Origin of the sequence: Micromonospora humi (assembly GCF_900090105.1) — a bacterium.
GTDB classification, from domain to species: Bacteria; Actinomycetota; Actinomycetes; order Mycobacteriales; family Micromonosporaceae; genus Micromonospora; species Micromonospora humi.
Map to the genome: position 1 here is coordinate 156,004 of NZ_FMDM01000006.1, position 16,501 is coordinate 172,504.

At 73.0% G+C, this 16,501-nt stretch carries 14 protein-coding genes; 5 read left to right on the plus strand and 9 right to left on the minus strand.

Going from position 1 to position 16,501, the window contains the following annotated elements; all coding sequences use genetic code 11:
* Positions 1 to 105 precede the first annotated feature (105 nt).
* Positions 106 to 1,314: an amino acid deaminase/aldolase gene (locus GA0070213_RS13860; protein WP_091062757.1), complete on the plus strand. Its 1,209-nt coding sequence runs from the start codon at positions 106 to 108 to the stop codon at positions 1,312 to 1,314.
* A 53-nt stretch (positions 1,315 to 1,367) separates the two neighbouring features.
* Here GA0070213_RS13860 and GA0070213_RS13865 read toward each other — a convergent pair whose 3' ends face one another.
* Entirely contained in the window at positions 1,368 to 1,943 is a 576-nt protein-coding gene (locus tag GA0070213_RS13865; protein WP_091062759.1) for a TetR/AcrR family transcriptional regulator, read from the minus strand.
* Between the two features lie 219 nt (positions 1,944 to 2,162).
* On the opposite strand from GA0070213_RS13865, the gene GA0070213_RS13870 reads away from it, so the two are divergent.
* On the plus strand, positions 2,163 to 3,479 hold the full coding sequence (locus tag GA0070213_RS13870; protein WP_425412828.1) for a D-arabinono-1,4-lactone oxidase: 1,317 nt from the start codon (positions 2,163 to 2,165) through the stop codon (positions 3,477 to 3,479).
* A gap of 165 nt (positions 3,480 to 3,644) precedes the next feature.
* Here GA0070213_RS13870 and topA read toward each other — a convergent pair whose 3' ends face one another.
* The 6 genes from topA to GA0070213_RS13900 form a co-directional block, all read right to left on the minus strand.
* Positions 3,645 to 6,482, minus strand: coding sequence for a type I DNA topoisomerase (topA, locus tag GA0070213_RS13875; RefSeq protein WP_091062761.1), 2,838 nt, complete (start codon positions 6,480 to 6,482; stop codon positions 3,645 to 3,647).
* Positions 6,483 to 6,797: 315 nt separating this feature from the next.
* Positions 6,798 to 7,397, minus strand: a complete 600-nt coding sequence (locus tag GA0070213_RS13880; RefSeq protein ID WP_091062763.1) for a hypothetical protein — start codon at positions 7,395 to 7,397, stop codon at positions 6,798 to 6,800.
* Complete coding sequence (locus tag GA0070213_RS13885; RefSeq protein WP_091062765.1) at positions 7,388 to 7,927, minus strand: hypothetical protein; 540 nt, start codon at positions 7,925 to 7,927, stop codon at positions 7,388 to 7,390. Before GA0070213_RS13885 ends, GA0070213_RS13880 begins: the two co-directional genes overlap by 10 nt.
* Before the next feature lie 97 nt (positions 7,928 to 8,024).
* Positions 8,025 to 10,373 carry a sodium-translocating pyrophosphatase gene (locus GA0070213_RS13890; protein ID WP_091062767.1) on the minus strand — a complete coding sequence of 783 codons (2,349 nt, stop codon included), beginning with the start codon at positions 10,371 to 10,373 and terminating at the stop codon, positions 8,025 to 8,027.
* A gap of 294 nt (positions 10,374 to 10,667) precedes the next feature.
* Positions 10,668 to 11,105: an ATP-binding protein gene (locus GA0070213_RS13895; RefSeq protein ID WP_091062769.1), complete on the minus strand. Its 438-nt coding sequence runs from the start codon at positions 11,103 to 11,105 to the stop codon at positions 10,668 to 10,670.
* Positions 11,105 to 11,455 (minus strand): STAS domain-containing protein, encoded by a 351-nt coding sequence (locus GA0070213_RS13900; RefSeq protein WP_091062772.1) that lies wholly within the window; start codon positions 11,453 to 11,455, stop codon positions 11,105 to 11,107. Before GA0070213_RS13900 ends, GA0070213_RS13895 begins: the two co-directional genes overlap by 1 nt.
* A gap of 92 nt (positions 11,456 to 11,547) precedes the next feature.
* Here GA0070213_RS13900 and GA0070213_RS13905 point away from each other — a divergent pair, with 92 nt between their 5' ends.
* The 3 genes from GA0070213_RS13905 to GA0070213_RS13915 all read left to right on the plus strand — a co-directional run bounded on the left by GA0070213_RS13905 (position 11,548) and on the right by GA0070213_RS13915 (position 15,299).
* Positions 11,548 to 14,016, plus strand: coding sequence for a DEAD/DEAH box helicase (locus tag GA0070213_RS13905; protein WP_425412831.1), 2,469 nt, complete (start codon positions 11,548 to 11,550; stop codon positions 14,014 to 14,016).
* 262 nt (positions 14,017 to 14,278) lie between these two features.
* Positions 14,279 to 14,485, plus strand: a complete 207-nt coding sequence (locus GA0070213_RS13910) for a hypothetical protein (RefSeq protein ID WP_089154522.1) — start codon at positions 14,279 to 14,281, stop codon at positions 14,483 to 14,485.
* Between the two features lie 235 nt (positions 14,486 to 14,720).
* Positions 14,721 to 15,299 carry an LURP-one-related family protein gene (locus GA0070213_RS13915; protein WP_091062774.1) on the plus strand — a complete coding sequence of 193 codons (579 nt, stop codon included), beginning with the start codon at positions 14,721 to 14,723 and terminating at the stop codon, positions 15,297 to 15,299.
* 125 nt (positions 15,300 to 15,424) lie between these two features.
* Here the strand turns inward: GA0070213_RS13915 and GA0070213_RS13920 are convergent, their stop codons facing one another.
* Both GA0070213_RS13920 and GA0070213_RS13925 read right to left on the minus strand, forming a co-directional pair.
* Positions 15,425 to 15,970: an Rv3654c family TadE-like protein gene (locus GA0070213_RS13920; protein ID WP_091063191.1), complete on the minus strand. Its 546-nt coding sequence runs from the start codon at positions 15,968 to 15,970 to the stop codon at positions 15,425 to 15,427.
* A 104-nt stretch (positions 15,971 to 16,074) separates the two neighbouring features.
* Positions 16,075 to 16,473, minus strand: a complete 399-nt coding sequence (locus GA0070213_RS13925) for a TadE family type IV pilus minor pilin (protein ID WP_091063195.1) — start codon at positions 16,471 to 16,473, stop codon at positions 16,075 to 16,077.
* Between the last annotated feature and the right edge of the window lie 28 nt (positions 16,474 to 16,501).

The following is a 16,501-nucleotide window of genomic DNA, read 5'->3' on the forward strand; positions in this document are numbered from 1 at the left end:
GTGACATCGCCTGCTCGTCGAGCCTAGGCCGCCGGAGCGACCGCGCGCAGCCCGGACAGACGCGAGGGTATTTCGCATTGCCGTCCCGACAGTTAGCGTGCAGACGTGGCCATCGACCGTGCCGAACTTCGCGATCGTCTCGACCGGGCGACCGCCCACCTCGACCCGCCGTACGCGGTGGTCGACCTCTCCGCGTTCGACGCCAACGCCGAGGCGCTGGCCGCCCGGGCCGGCGGCAAGCCGCTGCGGGTGGCGAGCAAGTCCGTACGCGTCCGCGAACTGCTCACCCGGGCGCTCAAGCGGCCCGGCTGGCACGGCGTGATGGCCTTCACCCTGCCCGAGGCGCTCTGGCTGGCCCGCGGCGGCGTCGCCGACGACGTGCTGGTCGCCTACCCGACCGCCCACCGGGGGGCGCTCGCCGAACTGGCCGCCGACCCGGCCCGTGCCGACGCGGTCACCCTGATGATCGACGACGCCGGGCAGCTCGACCTGATCGACCGGGTCTGCCCGCCCGGCGGCCGACCCGCGCTGCGGGTCTGCCTCGACCTGGACGCCTCCTGGCGACCGCTGCGGGGCCGGGTGCACGTCGGGGTGCGCCGCTCGCCGGTGCACAGCGCCCGGGCGGCCGGCGCGCTCGCCGCCGCCGTCGCCGGCCGGCCGGGCTTCCGGCTGGTCGGCCTGATGTCGTACGAGGCGCAGATCGCCGGCCTCGGCGACGCCCCGCCCGGGCAGGCGCTGGTCGGCTCCGCGATCCGGGTCGCCCAGCGCGGGTCGTACCGGGAACTGCTGGCCCGCCGCTCGGCCGCGGTCGCCGCCGTCCGGGAACACGCCGACCTGGAGTTCGTCAACGGTGGCGGCACCGGCAGCGTGGCCGCCACCAGCGCCGACCCGGCGGTCACCGAGGTCACCGCCGGCTCCGGGCTCTACGGGCCGACGCTCTTCGACGCGTACCGTGCCTGGCGGCCGACCCCGGCGGCGTTCTTCGCCTGCGCGGTGGTCCGGCGGCCGGCGGCCGGGCTGGCCACCGTGCTCGGCGGCGGCTGGATCGCCTCCGGCCCGGCCGCGGAGAGCCGGCTGCCCCGGCCGTGGCTGCCCGCCGGGCTGAAGCTGCTCGGCCCGGAGGGCGCCGGCGAGGTGCAGACCCCGCTCACCGGTGACGCGGCCGACGCGTTGCGGGTCGGCGACCGGGTGTGGTTCCGCCACGCCAAGGCGGGCGAGGTGTGCGAGCACGTCAACGAGCTGCACCTGATCGAGGGCGACGCCGTGGTCGCGACGGTGCCCACCTACCGCGGCGAGGGCCACGCGTTCCTCTGACGTGACGACGGCGGGCCCCGGCGCACTTCGGGAACCCGCCGCTCGCGTGCCGCTCAGCCCTGGTGCGCGGCCTCCACCGGGGCGTTCACCTGCCGGTGCAGGTATTCCCGGATCAGCGCCTTCGCCTCCACGAGCACCCGCTCGTCGCCGTCGGCGCGGCGGCGGAACGCCAGTTTGATCAGGGCGTCCGCGGCCTCGACCGCGACCTCCAGGTGGAACCGCAGGTCGGGCACCCCGGCCAGACCGAACCGCTCGGTGAGCACGCGGGCGAGCTGCTCCGCGATCACCCCATTGTTGTCCCGCTGGTCGTCCAGCAGGTGCAGGTCGACCACGTCGCCGAAGTGCAGGGTACGGAAACCGGGGACGGTGCGGTGCATCGAGATGTACTCGTCGATCGCCGCGTCGACCCCGTCCCACCAGTGGGTCAGGTCGTCCGAGGCGAAACGCTCGTCGAGCCGCTGGAGGTAGGACTCCATCGTGCGCAGGGTCAGCGCCTGCACGATCGCCCGCTTGTCGGGAAAGAACTGGTAGACCGACCCGATCGCCACCTCGGCACGCTCGGCGAGCAGGGTCGTGGTCAAGCCCTCGTACCCCACCTCGTCGACGAGCTCGGCGCAGGCGTCCAGCATCCGCTGGACGCGCGCGACACTTCGACCCTGCACCGGTACCCGACGCAGCGGCCCGGTCGTGGCGGCTGGTGTGGACACTCGGCGCCACCCCCCTTCGACGGATGAACATATCTGCACGTCACGAGTCTGTGACTACCGGTACAACGAGCCGGGCTCGATTGCGGTATTTACCAGGCACAACGTTCCTGATATGAATTCAGTTCATATTCATGTCGAGGAGTGTTCGCCATGGCCGGTCCCCCCGCCGCCTGGTCCAACTGGGCCGGCAACCAACACAGCACCGCGCTGGTCACCGAGCGCCCCCGGAGCGTGGCGGACGTCGCGCAGGCGGTCCGCCGGGCCGCCACCGCCGGCACGACGATCCGGGCCGTCGGCAGCGGCCACTCCTTCACCGCCGCCGCCGTCGCCGACGGGCACCGGCTCGACCTCGCCGACCTGGCGACCGACGTCACCGTCGACGTGGCGCGCCGCCTGGTCACCGTACCGGCCGGGATGACCCTGCACACGCTCAACGACCTGCTCGCCGGCCACGGGCTGGCGGTGCCCAACCTCGGCGACATCGACGCGCAGACCATCGCCGGCGCGCTCTCCACCGGCACCCACGGCACCGGCGCCAAGCTCGGCTGCCTCTCCACGTTCGTGGCCGGGCTGACCCTGGTCACCGGCACCGGCGAGGTGCTGCGCTGCTCCGCCGACCAGAACCGCGACGTCTTCGACGCCGCCCGGGTCGGCCTCGGCGCGGTCGGCGTCCTCGTCGAGGTCACCCTGAGCTGCGTGGACGCGTTCGTGCTGCGCGCGCACGAACGGCCGGCCGCGCTCGCCGAGGTGCTCGACGACCTGCCCGGCCTCTACGAGCCGCACGACCACGCCGAGTTCTACTGGTTCCCCTACACCGACCGGGTGCAGGTCAAGACCAACGACCGGGTACCCGCCGACGACCGGCCGCTGCCCCGCTGGCGCGGCTGGCTCGACGACGAGTTCCTGTCCAACACCGTCTTCGCCGGAGCCTGCCGGCTCGGCCGCGCCGCGCCCGGTCTCGCCCCCCGGATCAGCGCCGTCTCCGCCCGGGCACTCACCGAACGCACCTACACCGGCCGCTCCGACCGGGTCTTCTGCACCCCGCGCCGGGTCCGTTTCGTGGAGATGGAGTACGGGCTGCCGCGCGACGCGCTGCCCACCGCGCTCACCGAACTGCGCCGGATCGTCGACCGGTTGCCGTTCAAGGTGCTCTTCCCGGTCGAGGTGCGGTTCACCGCCGCCGACGACATCTGGCTCTCCCACTCCTACGGGCGAGACTCCGCCTACCTCGCGGTCCACCAGTACGTGGGCATGCCGTACGAGCCGTACTTCCGCGCGTTCGAGCAGGTGGCGACCGAGCTGGGCGGTCGACCGCACTGGGGCAAGCTGCACTGGCGCGACGCGGAGTCGCTCGCCACCGCCTACCCGAAGTTCGCCGCCTTCCAAGCCGTCCGCACCCGCCTGGACCCGAAGAACATCTTCGGAAACCCGTATCTGCGTCAGGTGCTCGGCTCCTGACCTCGATCACTCTCCGTGTTGCGCGGCGGAAGAGACTTCAGAAAAATGCGGTATGCCTCCGGGTCATAATTATGACTCGGAGGCATACCGCTCAACAGCGATGCCTCGTTTCCAGCGCGACACGCCCGTCGCCCACGCCCATCGCCCACGCCCACCGACCGGGCTTCACTCGTTGGGGGTGGAGGTCGCCTTCCGGGGGGCCGCCTTCTTCGCCGGGGTCTTCTTCGCGGCCGCGGTCGTCTTCGCCGCCGTCGTCTTCTTCGCGGCGGTCGTCTTCTTGGCGGCGGTCGTCTTCTTGGCGGCGGTCGTCTTCTTGGCGGGAGCGGCCTTCTTGGTGGCCTTCTTCTTCGGGGCCGGACCCTTCGCCCGCTTCTCGGCGAGCATCTCCGACGCCTCTTCCAGCGTCAGCGCCTCCGGCGTCTGCGCGCGCCGCAGCGACGCGTTGAACTCCCCGTCCGTGACGTACGGTCCGAAGCGCCCGTCCTTGATCACCAGCGGCTTCTCGGTCAGCGGGTCGACGCCCATCTCCCGCAGCGGCGGCGCGGCGGCCCGGCGCTGGCGCGTCTTCGGTGCGGCCAGCAACGCCAGCGCCTCGTCCAGCGTGACGGTGAACATCTTGTCTTCCGAGTCCAGCGAGCGGAACTCGTCACCGCGCTTGACGTACGGGCCGTAGCGGCCGTTGTTGGCGAAGACCTCGACGCCGTCCGGCGCCACGCCCACCAGCCGGGGCAGGCTGAGCAGCCGCAGCGCCTGGTCCAGGGTGAGGTCGTCCGGCGACTGGGAGCGCAGCAGCGACGACTTCCGCTCGCCGCTGGCCACGTACGGGCCGAAGCGGCCGGACTTGAGCAGGATCGGCTCGCCGGTCGACGGGTCGTCGCCGAGCTTGCGCTCGCCGCCGCCACCGAGGAACAGCTCGTGCACCTTCTCCGGGGTCAACTCGTCCGGGGCGAGGCCCTCCGGGATCGGTGCCCGGTCACCCTGGGCGCCGCCCTCCTCGCCCTCGGCCGCCGGCGCCGGCTGCTCGCCGCCCGGCAGCGCCCGCTGCAGGTACGGCCCGTAACGCCCGACCCGGACGACGACCTCGCGGCCCTCGTCGTCGGTGTACAGCGGGATCGAGTTGACGCTGCGCGCGTCGATCTCGCTGAGGTTCTCGGTGACCAGCTTCTTCAGCCCACCGGCGTGCGCGATCGCCTGGTCGCCGGCGCCGTTGGCGCTGCCGAAGTAGAAGGAGGTGAGGAAGTCGACCGCGGCGTGGTCACCGCCGGCGATCTCGTCCAGCTCGTTCTCCATGCTGGCGGTGAAGTCGTAGTCGATCAGGCGCGGGTAGTGCCGCTCCATCAGCCCGATCACGGCGAACGCCAGGAACGTCGGGATCATCGCCTGGCCGCGCTTGTTGACGTAGCCGCGGTCCTGGATCGTCTGCATGATCGACGCGTACGTGGAGGGACGGCCGATGCCCAGCTCCTCCAGCGCCTTGACCAGCGAGGCCTCGGTGTAGCGCGACGGCGGCTGGGTGTGGTGGCCCTGCGCGGCCAGCTCGTCGGCGGCCAGCGGCTGGTCCTTGACCAGCGTGGGCAGCCGACGCTCGGCGTCCTCGGCCTCGGCGTTCTCGTCGTCGCTCGACTCGACGTAGGCGCGCAGGAAGCCCGGGTCGGTGATGGTCTTGCCGGTGGCGCCGAAGTCGGCCTCCTCCTGCGCCGACGAGACCGCCCGGATCCGCACCGACACGCTGGAGCCGACCGCGTCGGTCATCTGCGAGGCGATGGTGCGCCGCCAGATCAGCTCGTAGAGCTTGAACTCCTCGCCGGAGAGCTCCTTGGCCACGTCGCCCGGGGTGCGGAAGTTGTCCCCCGCCGGGCGGATCGCCTCGTGCGCCTCCTGCGCGTTCTTCACCTTGCCGGTGTAGCGGCGCGGCTCCGGCGGCACGCTGCGCTCGCCGTACAGCTCGACGATCTGCCGGCGGGCCGCGGCGATCGCGGTCTCCGACAGGTTCACCGAGTCGGTACGCATGTAGGTGATGTAGCCGTTCTCGTAGAGCCGCTGCGCGGTGCGCATCGTCTGCTGCGACGAGAACCGCAGCTTCCGGGCCGCCTCCTGCTGGAGCGTGGAGGTGATGAACGGCGCGTACGGGCGGCGGCGGTAGGGCTTCTCCTCGACCCGGGTGACCGTGAACGGCCGGTCCGCCAGGCGGGCCGCGAGCCCCCTGGCCCCGCCCTCGTCGAGGTGCACCACCCCGGCACCGGCGCGAACCCGACCCGTGGTCGGCTCGAAGTCCTTGCCGGTGGCGATCCGGTCGCCGTTCAACGCGACCAGCGTGGCGTTGAACGTGCGCGGGCCCTCGCCCGGCTTCGCCACCGCCAGGGTGGCCAGGATGTCCCAGTATTCCGCGGTGCGGAACGCCATCCGCTGGCGCTCCCGCTCGACCACGATCCGGGTCGCCACGGACTGCACCCGGCCCGCCGACAGCTTCGGCATGACCTTCTTCCACAGCACCGGGGAGACCTCGTAGCCGTAGAGCCGGTCGAGGATGCGCCGGGCCTCCTGGGCGTCGACCAGGTCGCGGTCGATCTCCCGGGGGTTGGCCACCGCCGCCTGGATGGCCGGCTTGGTGATCTCGTGGAAGACCATCCGCTTGACCGGCACCTTGGGCTTGAGCGTCTCGACCAGGTGCCAGGCGATCGCCTCGCCCTCGCGGTCCTCATCCGTGGCCAGGAAGATCTCGTCGACCTCCTTGGCCAGCTTCACCAGCTTGTTGATCTGCTGGCGGCGGTCTGCGGAGACCACGTAGAGCGCGTGGAAGCCGTTGTCGACGTCGACGCCGAGCCGCGCCCACGGCTCACCCTTGTACTTCGCCGGCACGTCGGCGGCGTTGCGGGGCAGGTCCCGGACGTGGCCGAAGCTGGCCTCCACGACGTACCCCGGGCCGAGGTAGCCCGAGATCGTCTTGGCCTTCGCCGGTGACTCGACGATGACCAGACGGGTGGTTCCAGCGTTGCTCGGCACGTCTCTCCCCGACCTCACTCCTACGCCATGCCCGCTTCGGGCCGTGTTGCACCGCGCGGACCACCGGTGGCCCGGACGTCCAACGTAACGCGCCGTCCACGTTCCGGGTTTCGTGGGCGGCAAACGGGCCGCCTCCTCCGGCGGCCGCCGGCCGAACCCTGCCGGACGGCGCCACCGTACACCGTGGGTAGGGCGCCGAGCGGGTCACTGTGACGATCGCACACCGCCCGGCGGAGGTCACCCCGGTCGTTTTCCTGGACGGAACCGCCGGAGCGGGTGTCCGTGATCGGACAGCCGGCGGGGTGGCGCGGCGGCTCAGCCGGGCCAGTCGGCGGCCGGCGCGGCCCGGGGCCGCTCGCCCACCAGCTCGGCGAGGCGGGTCACCCGCCGCCCACCGATCCGGTAGGCCGGCCCGCCCTCCTCCGGCTCCACGAACGCGGCCGGCAGACCCACCGCGGCCAGCGCGGCGCGTACCGCCGGCCAGGTCGGCTCGTCGGCCGGACCGAGCCGGAGCCGGAACCCGCCCGGCTCGGCCGCCCCGGCGGCGGCGGCCCAGAGCCGCAGCCGCCGCCCGTCGAGGTGGAACCGGGCCGGTGGCCGCTTCGCCGTGCCACGCAGCCAGGCCCGCGCGAGCGGCGCCAGCGTGGTCGAGTACGCGGTGCGCACCCGGTGCCGGCCGTCCTCGGTCGGCTCCCAGCTCGCCGGCACCCCCCGGGCGCCCAGCTCGGCGACCAGCACGTGCACCCGCCAGGCCGCGTCCACCACCACGGAGAGCCGCGCCGTGCCGCCCATCCGCACCACCTCCCCCGGCCCGGCGAGCAGGCCGGCGAGATCCGCCAGCACGGGGTCGGCCGCCTCGGTGGAGAACAGCGAGGGCTGGCGGGCCGGGTTCTTCGCGGGTGGCGTCAGCGACACTCCGGGACCTCGTCGAAGGCCTGTTTGAGTTCGGGTGAGTCGAGCTTGCTGGTGTCCAGCGCGCTCGCGTCGTACTCCTTGTTGAGCGTGTCCACGGCGGCGCGCACGCCGTCGTAGAACGGGCCGGCCTGGGCGGTGTCGAGCCCGTCGATGGTGGTCCGGGCCCGCCCGTAGGCGTCCCGCATCTTGCCCAGCGAGCCCTGGAACCCGGCCGACACCTCGGTGCCGCGCTCGACCTCGGGCACGCCCGCCTCCTCGACCTTGCGCCGGGCGGTCTCGCTGGCCTCCTCGGCCCCGGCGAAGAGCCGCACCAGGTTCTCCTTGGCCTGCGCCGGCGTGGTCTGCGCGGTCATCTGCTGCTGGGTGCTGCTGGTCAGCTTGGAGATCTCCGCGCGCCACGGGCTGAGCGCCTGACAGACCGAGGCGGCCCAGGCGCGCGGGCTGGGGCCGCCGCAACCGGCGACGACGAGGGCCAGCGTGGCCAGGACCACCGTGAGCTTTCCGGCGGTTGCCGCCCGGCGCGTACGCATGGCTTGCAGCGTACGACCTCCGGGTGGAACTGCCACCGGTCAGGTTTCACGGGGTTCCCGGCCGGCCGGCGGCCGACCGGGAACCGTTCCGTGGAGATCAGGCGTTGACCGTCTCCGGGCGCTGGTCCGGGGTGCCCGCACCGGTGTCCGAGTCGTCCATCGCCACGCCCTTGCGCTTGCTGAACACCACGGCCGCCACGATGATCAGCGCGGCCACCACGGCGATGGTGAGCCGCAGCGGGGTGTTCCGGTCGTCGCCCACGCTCCAGGCCACCACGGCCGGGGCGATCAGCAGCGAGACCAGGTTCATCACCTTGATCAGCGGGTTGATCGCCGGGCCGGCGGTGTCCTTGAACGGGTCACCGACGGTGTCGCCGATGACGGTCGCGGAGTGCGACTCGGAACCCTTGCCGCCGTACGCGCCGTCCTCGACGAGCTTCTTGGCGTTGTCCCAGGCGCCGCCGGAGTTGGCCAGGAAGACCGCCATCAGCGTGCCCGCGCCGATCGCGCCGGCCAGGTAGGAGGCGAGCGCGCCCGGGCCGAGGCCGAAGCCGACCGCGATCGGGGCCAGGATGGCCAGCAGGCCGGGGGTCATCAGCTCGCGCTGCGCGTCCCGGGTGCAGATGTCGACGACCTTGCCGTACTCGGGCCGCTGGGTGCGGTCCATGATGCCGGGCAGCTCGCGGAACTGCCGGCGTACCTCCATCACCACGGCGCCGGCCGAGCGGGAGACCGCGTTGATGGCCAGGCCGGAGAAGAGGAAGACCACCGCGGCGCCGATGATCAGGCCGACCAGGTTGCGCGGGTTGGCCACGTTCAGCGCGTTGAGGATCTCGGCGCCCACGTCGCCCACGCCGGCGTCGGAGTACGACGAACGCAGCGTGTCGGTGTACGAGCCGAACAGCGCGGTCGCGGCCAGCACCGCGGTGGCGATCGCGATGCCCTTGGTGATCGCCTTGGTAGTGTTGCCGACCGCGTCCAGCTCGGTGAGCGTCCGCGCGCCGTGCTCGTCGATGTCGCCGGACATCTCGGCCACGCCCTGCGCGTTGTCGGAGATCGGGCCGAAGGTGTCCATCGCGACGATGACGCCGACGGTGGTGAGCAGGCCGGTGCCGGCCAGCGCGACCGCGAACAGCGACAGGGTGATCGAGCTGCCGCCGAGCAGGAACGCGCCGAACACGCCGGCGCCGATCAGCAGCGCCGAGTAGACCGCCGACTCCAGGCCGACGCTGATGCCGGCGAGGATGACGGTGGCGGCGCCGGTCTGCGAGCTCTTGCCGATGTCCTGCACCGGGCGCTTGTTGGTCTCGGTGAAGTAGCCGGTGAGCGCCTGGATCGCGGCGGCCAGCACGATGCCGATCACGACCGCGCCGATGGCCACCAGTCGCGGGTTGCGGTCCACGTCGGTCAGGCCGCCCTCCAGCTCACCGAAGGTGGCCGGCAGATAGGCGAACGCGGCGATCGCCACCAGCACCGCGGAGATCACCGCGGAGACGTAGAAGGCCCGGTTGATCGCGGTGAGGCCGTTGCGGTCGCTGGTGCGCAGTCGGGTGATGAACACGCCGACGATCGCGACCAGCACGCCGATGGTGGAGATGATCAGCGGGAAGACCAGCCCGTCCTCGCCGAACGCGGCCCGGCCCAGGATCAGCGCGGCGACGAGCGTGACCGCGTACGACTCGAAGAGGTCGGCGGCCATGCCGGCGCAGTCACCGACGTTGTCGCCCACGTTGTCGGCGATCGTGGCGGCGTTGCGCGGGTCGTCCTCCGGGATGCCCTGCTCGACCTTGCCGACCAGGTCGGCGCCGACGTCGGCGGCCTTGGTGAAGATGCCGCCGCCGACCCGCATGAACATGGCGAGCAGCGCGGCGCCGAAGCCGAAGCCCTCCAGCACGGTCGGGGCGTCGCCCTTGAACAGGATGACGACCAGCGCCGCGCCGAACAGGCCGAGGCCGACGGTGAGGAAGCCGACCACGCCGCCGGTGCGGAAGGCGATCTTCATGGCGCCCTCGCGCCCGCCTTCACGCTCCCGCGCGGCGGCGGCGACCCGCAGGTTGGCGCGGGTGGCCAGCCACATGCCGGCGCCGCCGATGAACGCGCTGAACAGCGCACCCACCACGAAGAACGCCGACCGGCCGATCTTCACCAGGGTCTGGTTGCCGTCGGTGTCGTGCACCGGCAGCAGGAACAGCAGCACGACGGCGATCACCACGAAGATCGCCAGGGTGCGGAACTGCCGCAGCAGGTACGCCGACGCGCCCTCCTGCACCGCCCCGGAGATCTCCTGCATGTTGGTGGTTCCCGTACCGGCTGCCAGTACCGCCTTGGTCAAGGCGGCGGCGAAGACGAGCGCCACCAGCGCGATGACCGCGGCGATGACGACGTACGTCACGTTGGCTCCGGTAAGGGACAGTGCGCCGCCGTCGGCGGCCAAGGTCCCGGACATCTGTGTCCTCCTGTACCGAACACTCGCGTCGGCTCGTGGAGACGCACGGGCCGACGCCTGGATGCGAACTCGCCAGCGCGCGCCATCCACCCGTTCCCGCTGGCTGCGGGCAGCGATCACTTGCTGACAACCCGGGTACTGTAGCCCTCCCGCGTGGTGAGGGTCACACCGAGGGGGCACCCGTTCTCGATGATCTTCGTAACTGTGTTATGCGAGGAAATCTGATATATAGGGCGGTCAGCACGACGAGGCCGCGCTCCCCGTGCGGGGAACGCGGCCTGCGGGACGAACGGGTCAGGCGCGGCCGGCCGGCCAGGCCATCCGGACCTCGGTGCCGACACCCTCGTCGACCGGGCGGACCTGCAGGTCCTCCACGAAACCGGCGAGCAGGGCGAAGCCCACACCGGTGGTGAGCGCGTCCTCGCTGAGCGACTCCTTCGCCAGCTCGTCCGGGCCGAGCGCGGCCAGCCCGAGACCCGCCTCGATCGGGGCCCGGTCCACCACCCGGACCGTGTACGGCCCGCCGTCGGACATCTCCACGTACACCGGTTCGGCCAGGCCGTACTGGCGGTGCAGCGCGACCGCCCGGGTGCAGGCCTCACCGATGGCCAGGCGCACCTCGTCGAGCAGGTCCTCGCGTACGCCGGCGCGCCGGGCCACCGCGACGCCGACCAGACGGGCGGTGCGGACGTGGACCGGGGCCGGGGAGAAGGACAGCTTGACGGTGGCCATCACGCGCCGGTGGAGTCGGCGGCGATGGCCGCGTCGACCGTCGGGTGCAGCGGGAAGACCTGGTCCAGGGCGGTGATCCGGAAGATCTTGAGCAGCGGCTCCTTGTCGCACACCAGGGCGAAGGAGCCGCCGGCCGACCGGAGCCGCTTGAGCGCGCCGACCAGCACGCCGAGCCCGGTCGAGTCGAGGAAGTCCACCCGGCCCAGGTCCACCACCACGTGGCGGGCCCCGCCGTCGATCAGCTCGATGAGCCGTTCCCGCAGCCGGGGGGCGGTGTAGACATCCACCTCACCGCCGACCTCGAGCACCGTGTGCTCCCCCACGGCGTGGGTCGCCAGCGACAGCTCCATCGGCCCCTCCTCGGTAAACTCTCCTGGGCATCTAACCATCCCCCCGTGCGACCGCTTCGGGTCACCGGCCTGCCCCTCCCCATACCCCCACCCTGCGGTTCCCAATTCCGAACACCAGTGCGAGAGTGCAGGACGTGACCGACGACAGGCCCGGCCCGAGGCGCGCGCCGGGCGAGCTGCTGCGGCGGTTGCGGCTGCGTCACCCCACGGACCCGGTCACCCACGTCGAGCGGGTGCCGGCCCGCGCCGGCGAGCCGGCGCCGTGGCCCGACTGGGCCCCGGCGGAACTGCGGGCGGCGTTCGCGCGACGCGGCGTGGTCGCCCCGTGGCGGCACCAGGGCGAGGCCGCCGAGCTGGCGTACGCGGGCCAGCACGTCGTCGTGGCCACCGGCACGGCGTCCGGCAAGTCGCTGGCCTACCAGCTGCCGGCACTGAGCACCCTGCTCACCGACCCGCGCGCCACAGTGCTCTACCTGGCCCCCACCAAGGCGCTCGCCGCCGACCAGCTCCGCGCCGTCGCCGCGTTGGAGCTGGACGGGGTACGCCCCGCCACCTACGACGGGGACACGCCGCGCGCCGAACGGGAGTGGATCCGCCGGCACGCCCGGTTCGTGCTGACCAACCCGGACATGCTGCACCACGGCATCCTGCCCGGGCACGCGCACTGGTCCGGCTTCCTGCGCCGCCTCGCGTACGTGGTGGTCGACGAGTGCCACACCTACCGGGGCGTGTTCGGCTCACACGTCGCGCACGTGCTGCGGCGGCTGCGCCGACAGTGCGCCCGCTTCGGGCGTACCCCCGTCTTCCTGCTTGCCTCCGCCACGTCGGGCGACCCGGCGACGGCGGCCGGGCGGCTCACCGGCCTGCCCGTCACCGCCGTCACCGAGGACGCGTCGCCGCGCGGCGGGGTGACGTTCGCGCTCTGGGAACCGCCGCTGCTGCCGCCCACGGATTCGTCTGTTGACGCTGATCTCGTCCAGGTCCGGCGCTCCGCGCTGCGGGAGACCGCCGACCTGCTCGCGGACAGCGTGGTCGAGGGGGTCCGCACGCTCGCGTTCGTCAGGTCCCGCAAGGGCGCCGAGGTGGTCGCCGCGACCGCCCGACGGTCGCTCGACGAGGCGGTGCCCGGGCTGGGCGGCCGGGTCGCCGCCTACCGCGCCGGCTACCTGCGCGAGGAACGCCGCGAGCTGGAACGGGCGCTGCTGCACGGCGACCTGCTCGGCCTGGCCTCCACCAATGCGCTGGAACTCGGCGTCGACCTGGTCGGGCTGGACGCGGTGCTGATCTGCGGCTGGCCGGGCACCCGGGCCTCGCTGTGGCAGCAGGCCGGGCGCGCCGGGCGAAGCGGCGACGAGGCCCTCGCCGTGCTGGTGGCCCGCGACGACCCGCTCGACACCTATCTCGTGCACCACCCGGAGGCGCTGTTCGGGCGGCCGGTCGAGGCCACCGTGCTCGACCCGGCGAACCCCTACGTGCTCGCGCCGCAGCTGGCCTGCGCCGCGCACGAGGCCCCGCTCACCCCCGCCGACCTGGACCTCTTCGGTGACGGTGCGAAGGAGGCGGTGGACTCGCTCGTCGAGGCCGGTGCGCTCCGGCAACGGCCCACCGGCTGGTACTGGCGGCACCGGGAACGCCCCGAGGTCGACCTGCGCGGCGAGGGCGGAGCGCCGGTCTGCGTGGTGGAGGAGTCCACCGGCCGGCTGCTCGGCACCGTCGACGGCGGCTCGGCGCACTTCCTGCTGCACACCGGCGCGGTCTACCTGCACCAGGGCGTCTCCTACGTGGTCGACTCGCTCGACCTGGCCGACGGGTGCGCGCTGGTGCACACCGAGGAGCCGGACTGGTCCACCCACGCCCGCGACGTCACCTCGCTCTCCGTGGCCTCCGTCCGCTCCTACACCGACGCCGGCCCGGTCGGGCTGTTCCTCGGCGAGGTGGACGTGACCAGCCAGGTGGTGTCGTACCAGCGGCGGAGAATCGCCACCGGCGAGGTGATCGACACCCGGCCGCTGGACCTGCCGGCGCGGGAGCTGCGCACCGTCGCGGTGTGGTTCACGCTCTCCCCCGGGTCGCTGGCCCGCGCCGGGGTGGAGACGGCGGACGTCCCCGGGGCACTGCACGCCGCCGAGCACGCCGCGATCGGCCTGCTGCCGCTGATGGCGACGTGCGACAGGTGGGACATCGGCGGGCTGTCCACCGCCCTGCACCCGGACACCGAGGCGCCGACCGTCTTCGTCTACGACGGTCACCCCGGCGGGGCGGGCTTCGCCGAGCGGGCGTACGGGACGGCCGCCGCCTGGTTGCGCGCCACCCGCGACGCGATCGTCGAGTGCGGGTGCGAGACCGGGTGCCCGTCCTGCGTCCAGTCCCCGAAGTGCGGAAACGGCAACAACCCGCTGGCCAAGCCGGAGGCGGTGAAGGTCCTCGACGTGGTGCTCACCAACCTGGCCGCCGCGACGGCGGGCGGCGCCCCGCCCGGTGACGCCGCGCTGCCGGGCGCGCTGCCGCGACAGGACGACCGCGCAGCCGCCCAGCCCTCGACGCCCGCCCCGTCGAACTGACCCCACCCCACCCCACCTCCCTCGATCTTGCAGTTTCGGCCCACGCCTCGCCCCTTCTCACCCAATTCGTCCGGGCGCCAAGTGCAAGATCGACGAGGCGCTGCCGGTTCGCGCGTTCGCCGGGCCGACAGGGCGTGAGTCTGGTTGGTGGGATGGGGGCATGAGGTCGGCGGCGTTGGGGCATTGATGTATGGGAGCGCTTCCATGCATCATTCCGGTAGCGCAGACGTGACCCCGAGACCCGTCCGCCGGAGGTGCCGCCGTGGCCGACACGATCGCCGAGACCGTCGAGCTGCTCTACACCATCGACCAGGAAAGCCTCACCCCCGACCAGCAGATCGCGCTGGGTACGGCGCTCGCGAACCTGGCCCAGGCGGAGCGGCTGGAACAGATCAACGAACGCCTACGCGGCATCCACCAGGTGTTGAACACGTGGGCGATGAAGGCCACGGTCGACGGCGGACGCTGAACCCTCCGCGCCGGCTACGCGCTGCGGCGCGGGCCGTCGGGGCACTGCCCGGTGCCCGTCGACCTGGCCTGCCGTGGGTGACCCAGGCGGAGGTGTCAGGCATCGACCGACGCCACCATCTCGGCGGGCTGAAGCCGATCGCGCCCCCGCGCAGCCGCAGCGGCGTCGCCGCTCCACGGGCGCGCGCTGGTGGCAGCGCTGTGCGACACTCCGGCGACCCCTCGAAGGAGATCAGATGTCGCTCGACAACCTGCAGGCGCAGCACCGCTTCATCGTCCGTCAACGGATCCGGATGATGGTCAACCAGTACGAGGTGCACGCCGCGGCACCGGACGGCTCCGAGGGTGGGCTGCTCGCGTTCGCGCAGCAGAAGCGGCTCGCCTTCAAGGAGCAGGTCACGATCTACACCGATGACACCAAGCAGTACCCCCTTCTCGGCTTCAAGGCCCGCCAGCGCCTCGACCTCGGCGCCACCTACGACGTGACCGACCACGCCGGCAACCCGATCGGCCTGTTCCGCAAGGACTTCGCCCAGTCGCTGCTGCGGTCGACCTGGCACGTCGAGCAGCCCGGCCTGCCGCCGGCGACCGGGCAGGAGCGCAGCCTGCCGGTGGCGCTGTTGCGCCGCTTCGTCGACTCGCTCTCCTGGCTGCCCTATCACTTCGACTTCGTGGCCGGCGGCCAGCCGGTGTTCTCGGTCGACAAGAAGTGGGGCCTCCGCGACCGGTACGTGGTGGACATCCACCACCCGCACATCGACCGTCGGCTGGTCATCGCCATGGCGGTGGGCCTGGACGCCCTCCAGTCCCGCTGACCCGGCACCGGCCGGCGGAGCCCGTCACTTAACTCCGCCGGCCGGTCACCCGGATCGGTCCGCACGCCCGGCGCCCATCGCGGTCTGCGGCCACCCCCCCTCCCGGGTCGGCGGTCTCCCCCGGATCAGCCGCCTCCCCCGGGTCGGCGGTCTTCCTCGGATCGGCCTGAGGGATCGACGATCCGGGCCGGGCCGGCTCGCGATGTCGCGGTGGCGACGCGGACCAGCCCGGGCAGCGGCGCGACCCGTACCTGCGCCGTGACGATCAGGTCGAGCCCGTCGGCTCGACAGCCCGCCAACCGGCCGCCGTTGGCCGCCACCAGCTCGGCGGCCCGCCCGCATGCGGCGCCCGGTACGTCGAGGGCACGGGCCGCGCCCGCGAGCGCCCCGAAATCGGCCGCGATCCGCGCCTGGTGACGTGCGCACCGGGCGGCCCCGAGCCCCGCCCCGAACAGCCCGACCAGCACGAACACCAGGCCGAGGGCGAGCAGGCACACCGTCGCCCCGCCCCGTTCGGCGGCTGCACCGGGTACGGGCGGTGAGGAAGCCGACCCGTCGGCGGCCGGCCCGTCGCCAGCGCACGGCCGGACGACCCCACCGTCGGCGGACGGCCCGCGGCCAGCGCACGGCCAGAGAACCGCGCCGTCTGCGACCGGTCCGGGAACGCCAATGGCGACCGGTCCGGGAACGCCGCTAGCGACCGGTCCGGGAACGCCATCGGCAAGCGTTTTGGGATCGCACCGTCCGACGCGACGCGGCGACGCTCTTCCCGCCGTCATTGCGCCGGGCCGGGAACGCCGGGTTCCACGGCGGCCACCGCGACTCCCGACACGGTCAACCTGGGCAGCCGGGCACCGACCGTCCGCACCGGTGCCCGGACGGTGGCGATCACCCGGTCGCCGGCCACGGTCACCGTCACCTCCGCGCCGGCGGGTGCGTGGCGGGCACCGGCGGACACGCCGGATTCGCCCCGGGAGGCGGCGAGCGCCGCCTCCCGGGCGGCGTCGGCACAGCCCGCCCGGGTGGCCACCGCGTCGACCGAGGTGAGTCCGGCGAAGAGGAGGAGCATCAACGCCGGCAGGCCGGCCGCCAGCTCGGCGGTGAACGATCCCCGCTCCCGGAGAACCCGCGGGAGACGCCGGGTGACGCCGCCCGGGTCGCCGGGCGGCGTCACCGCGCCGACCTCCGGGGCCGCCGAGACA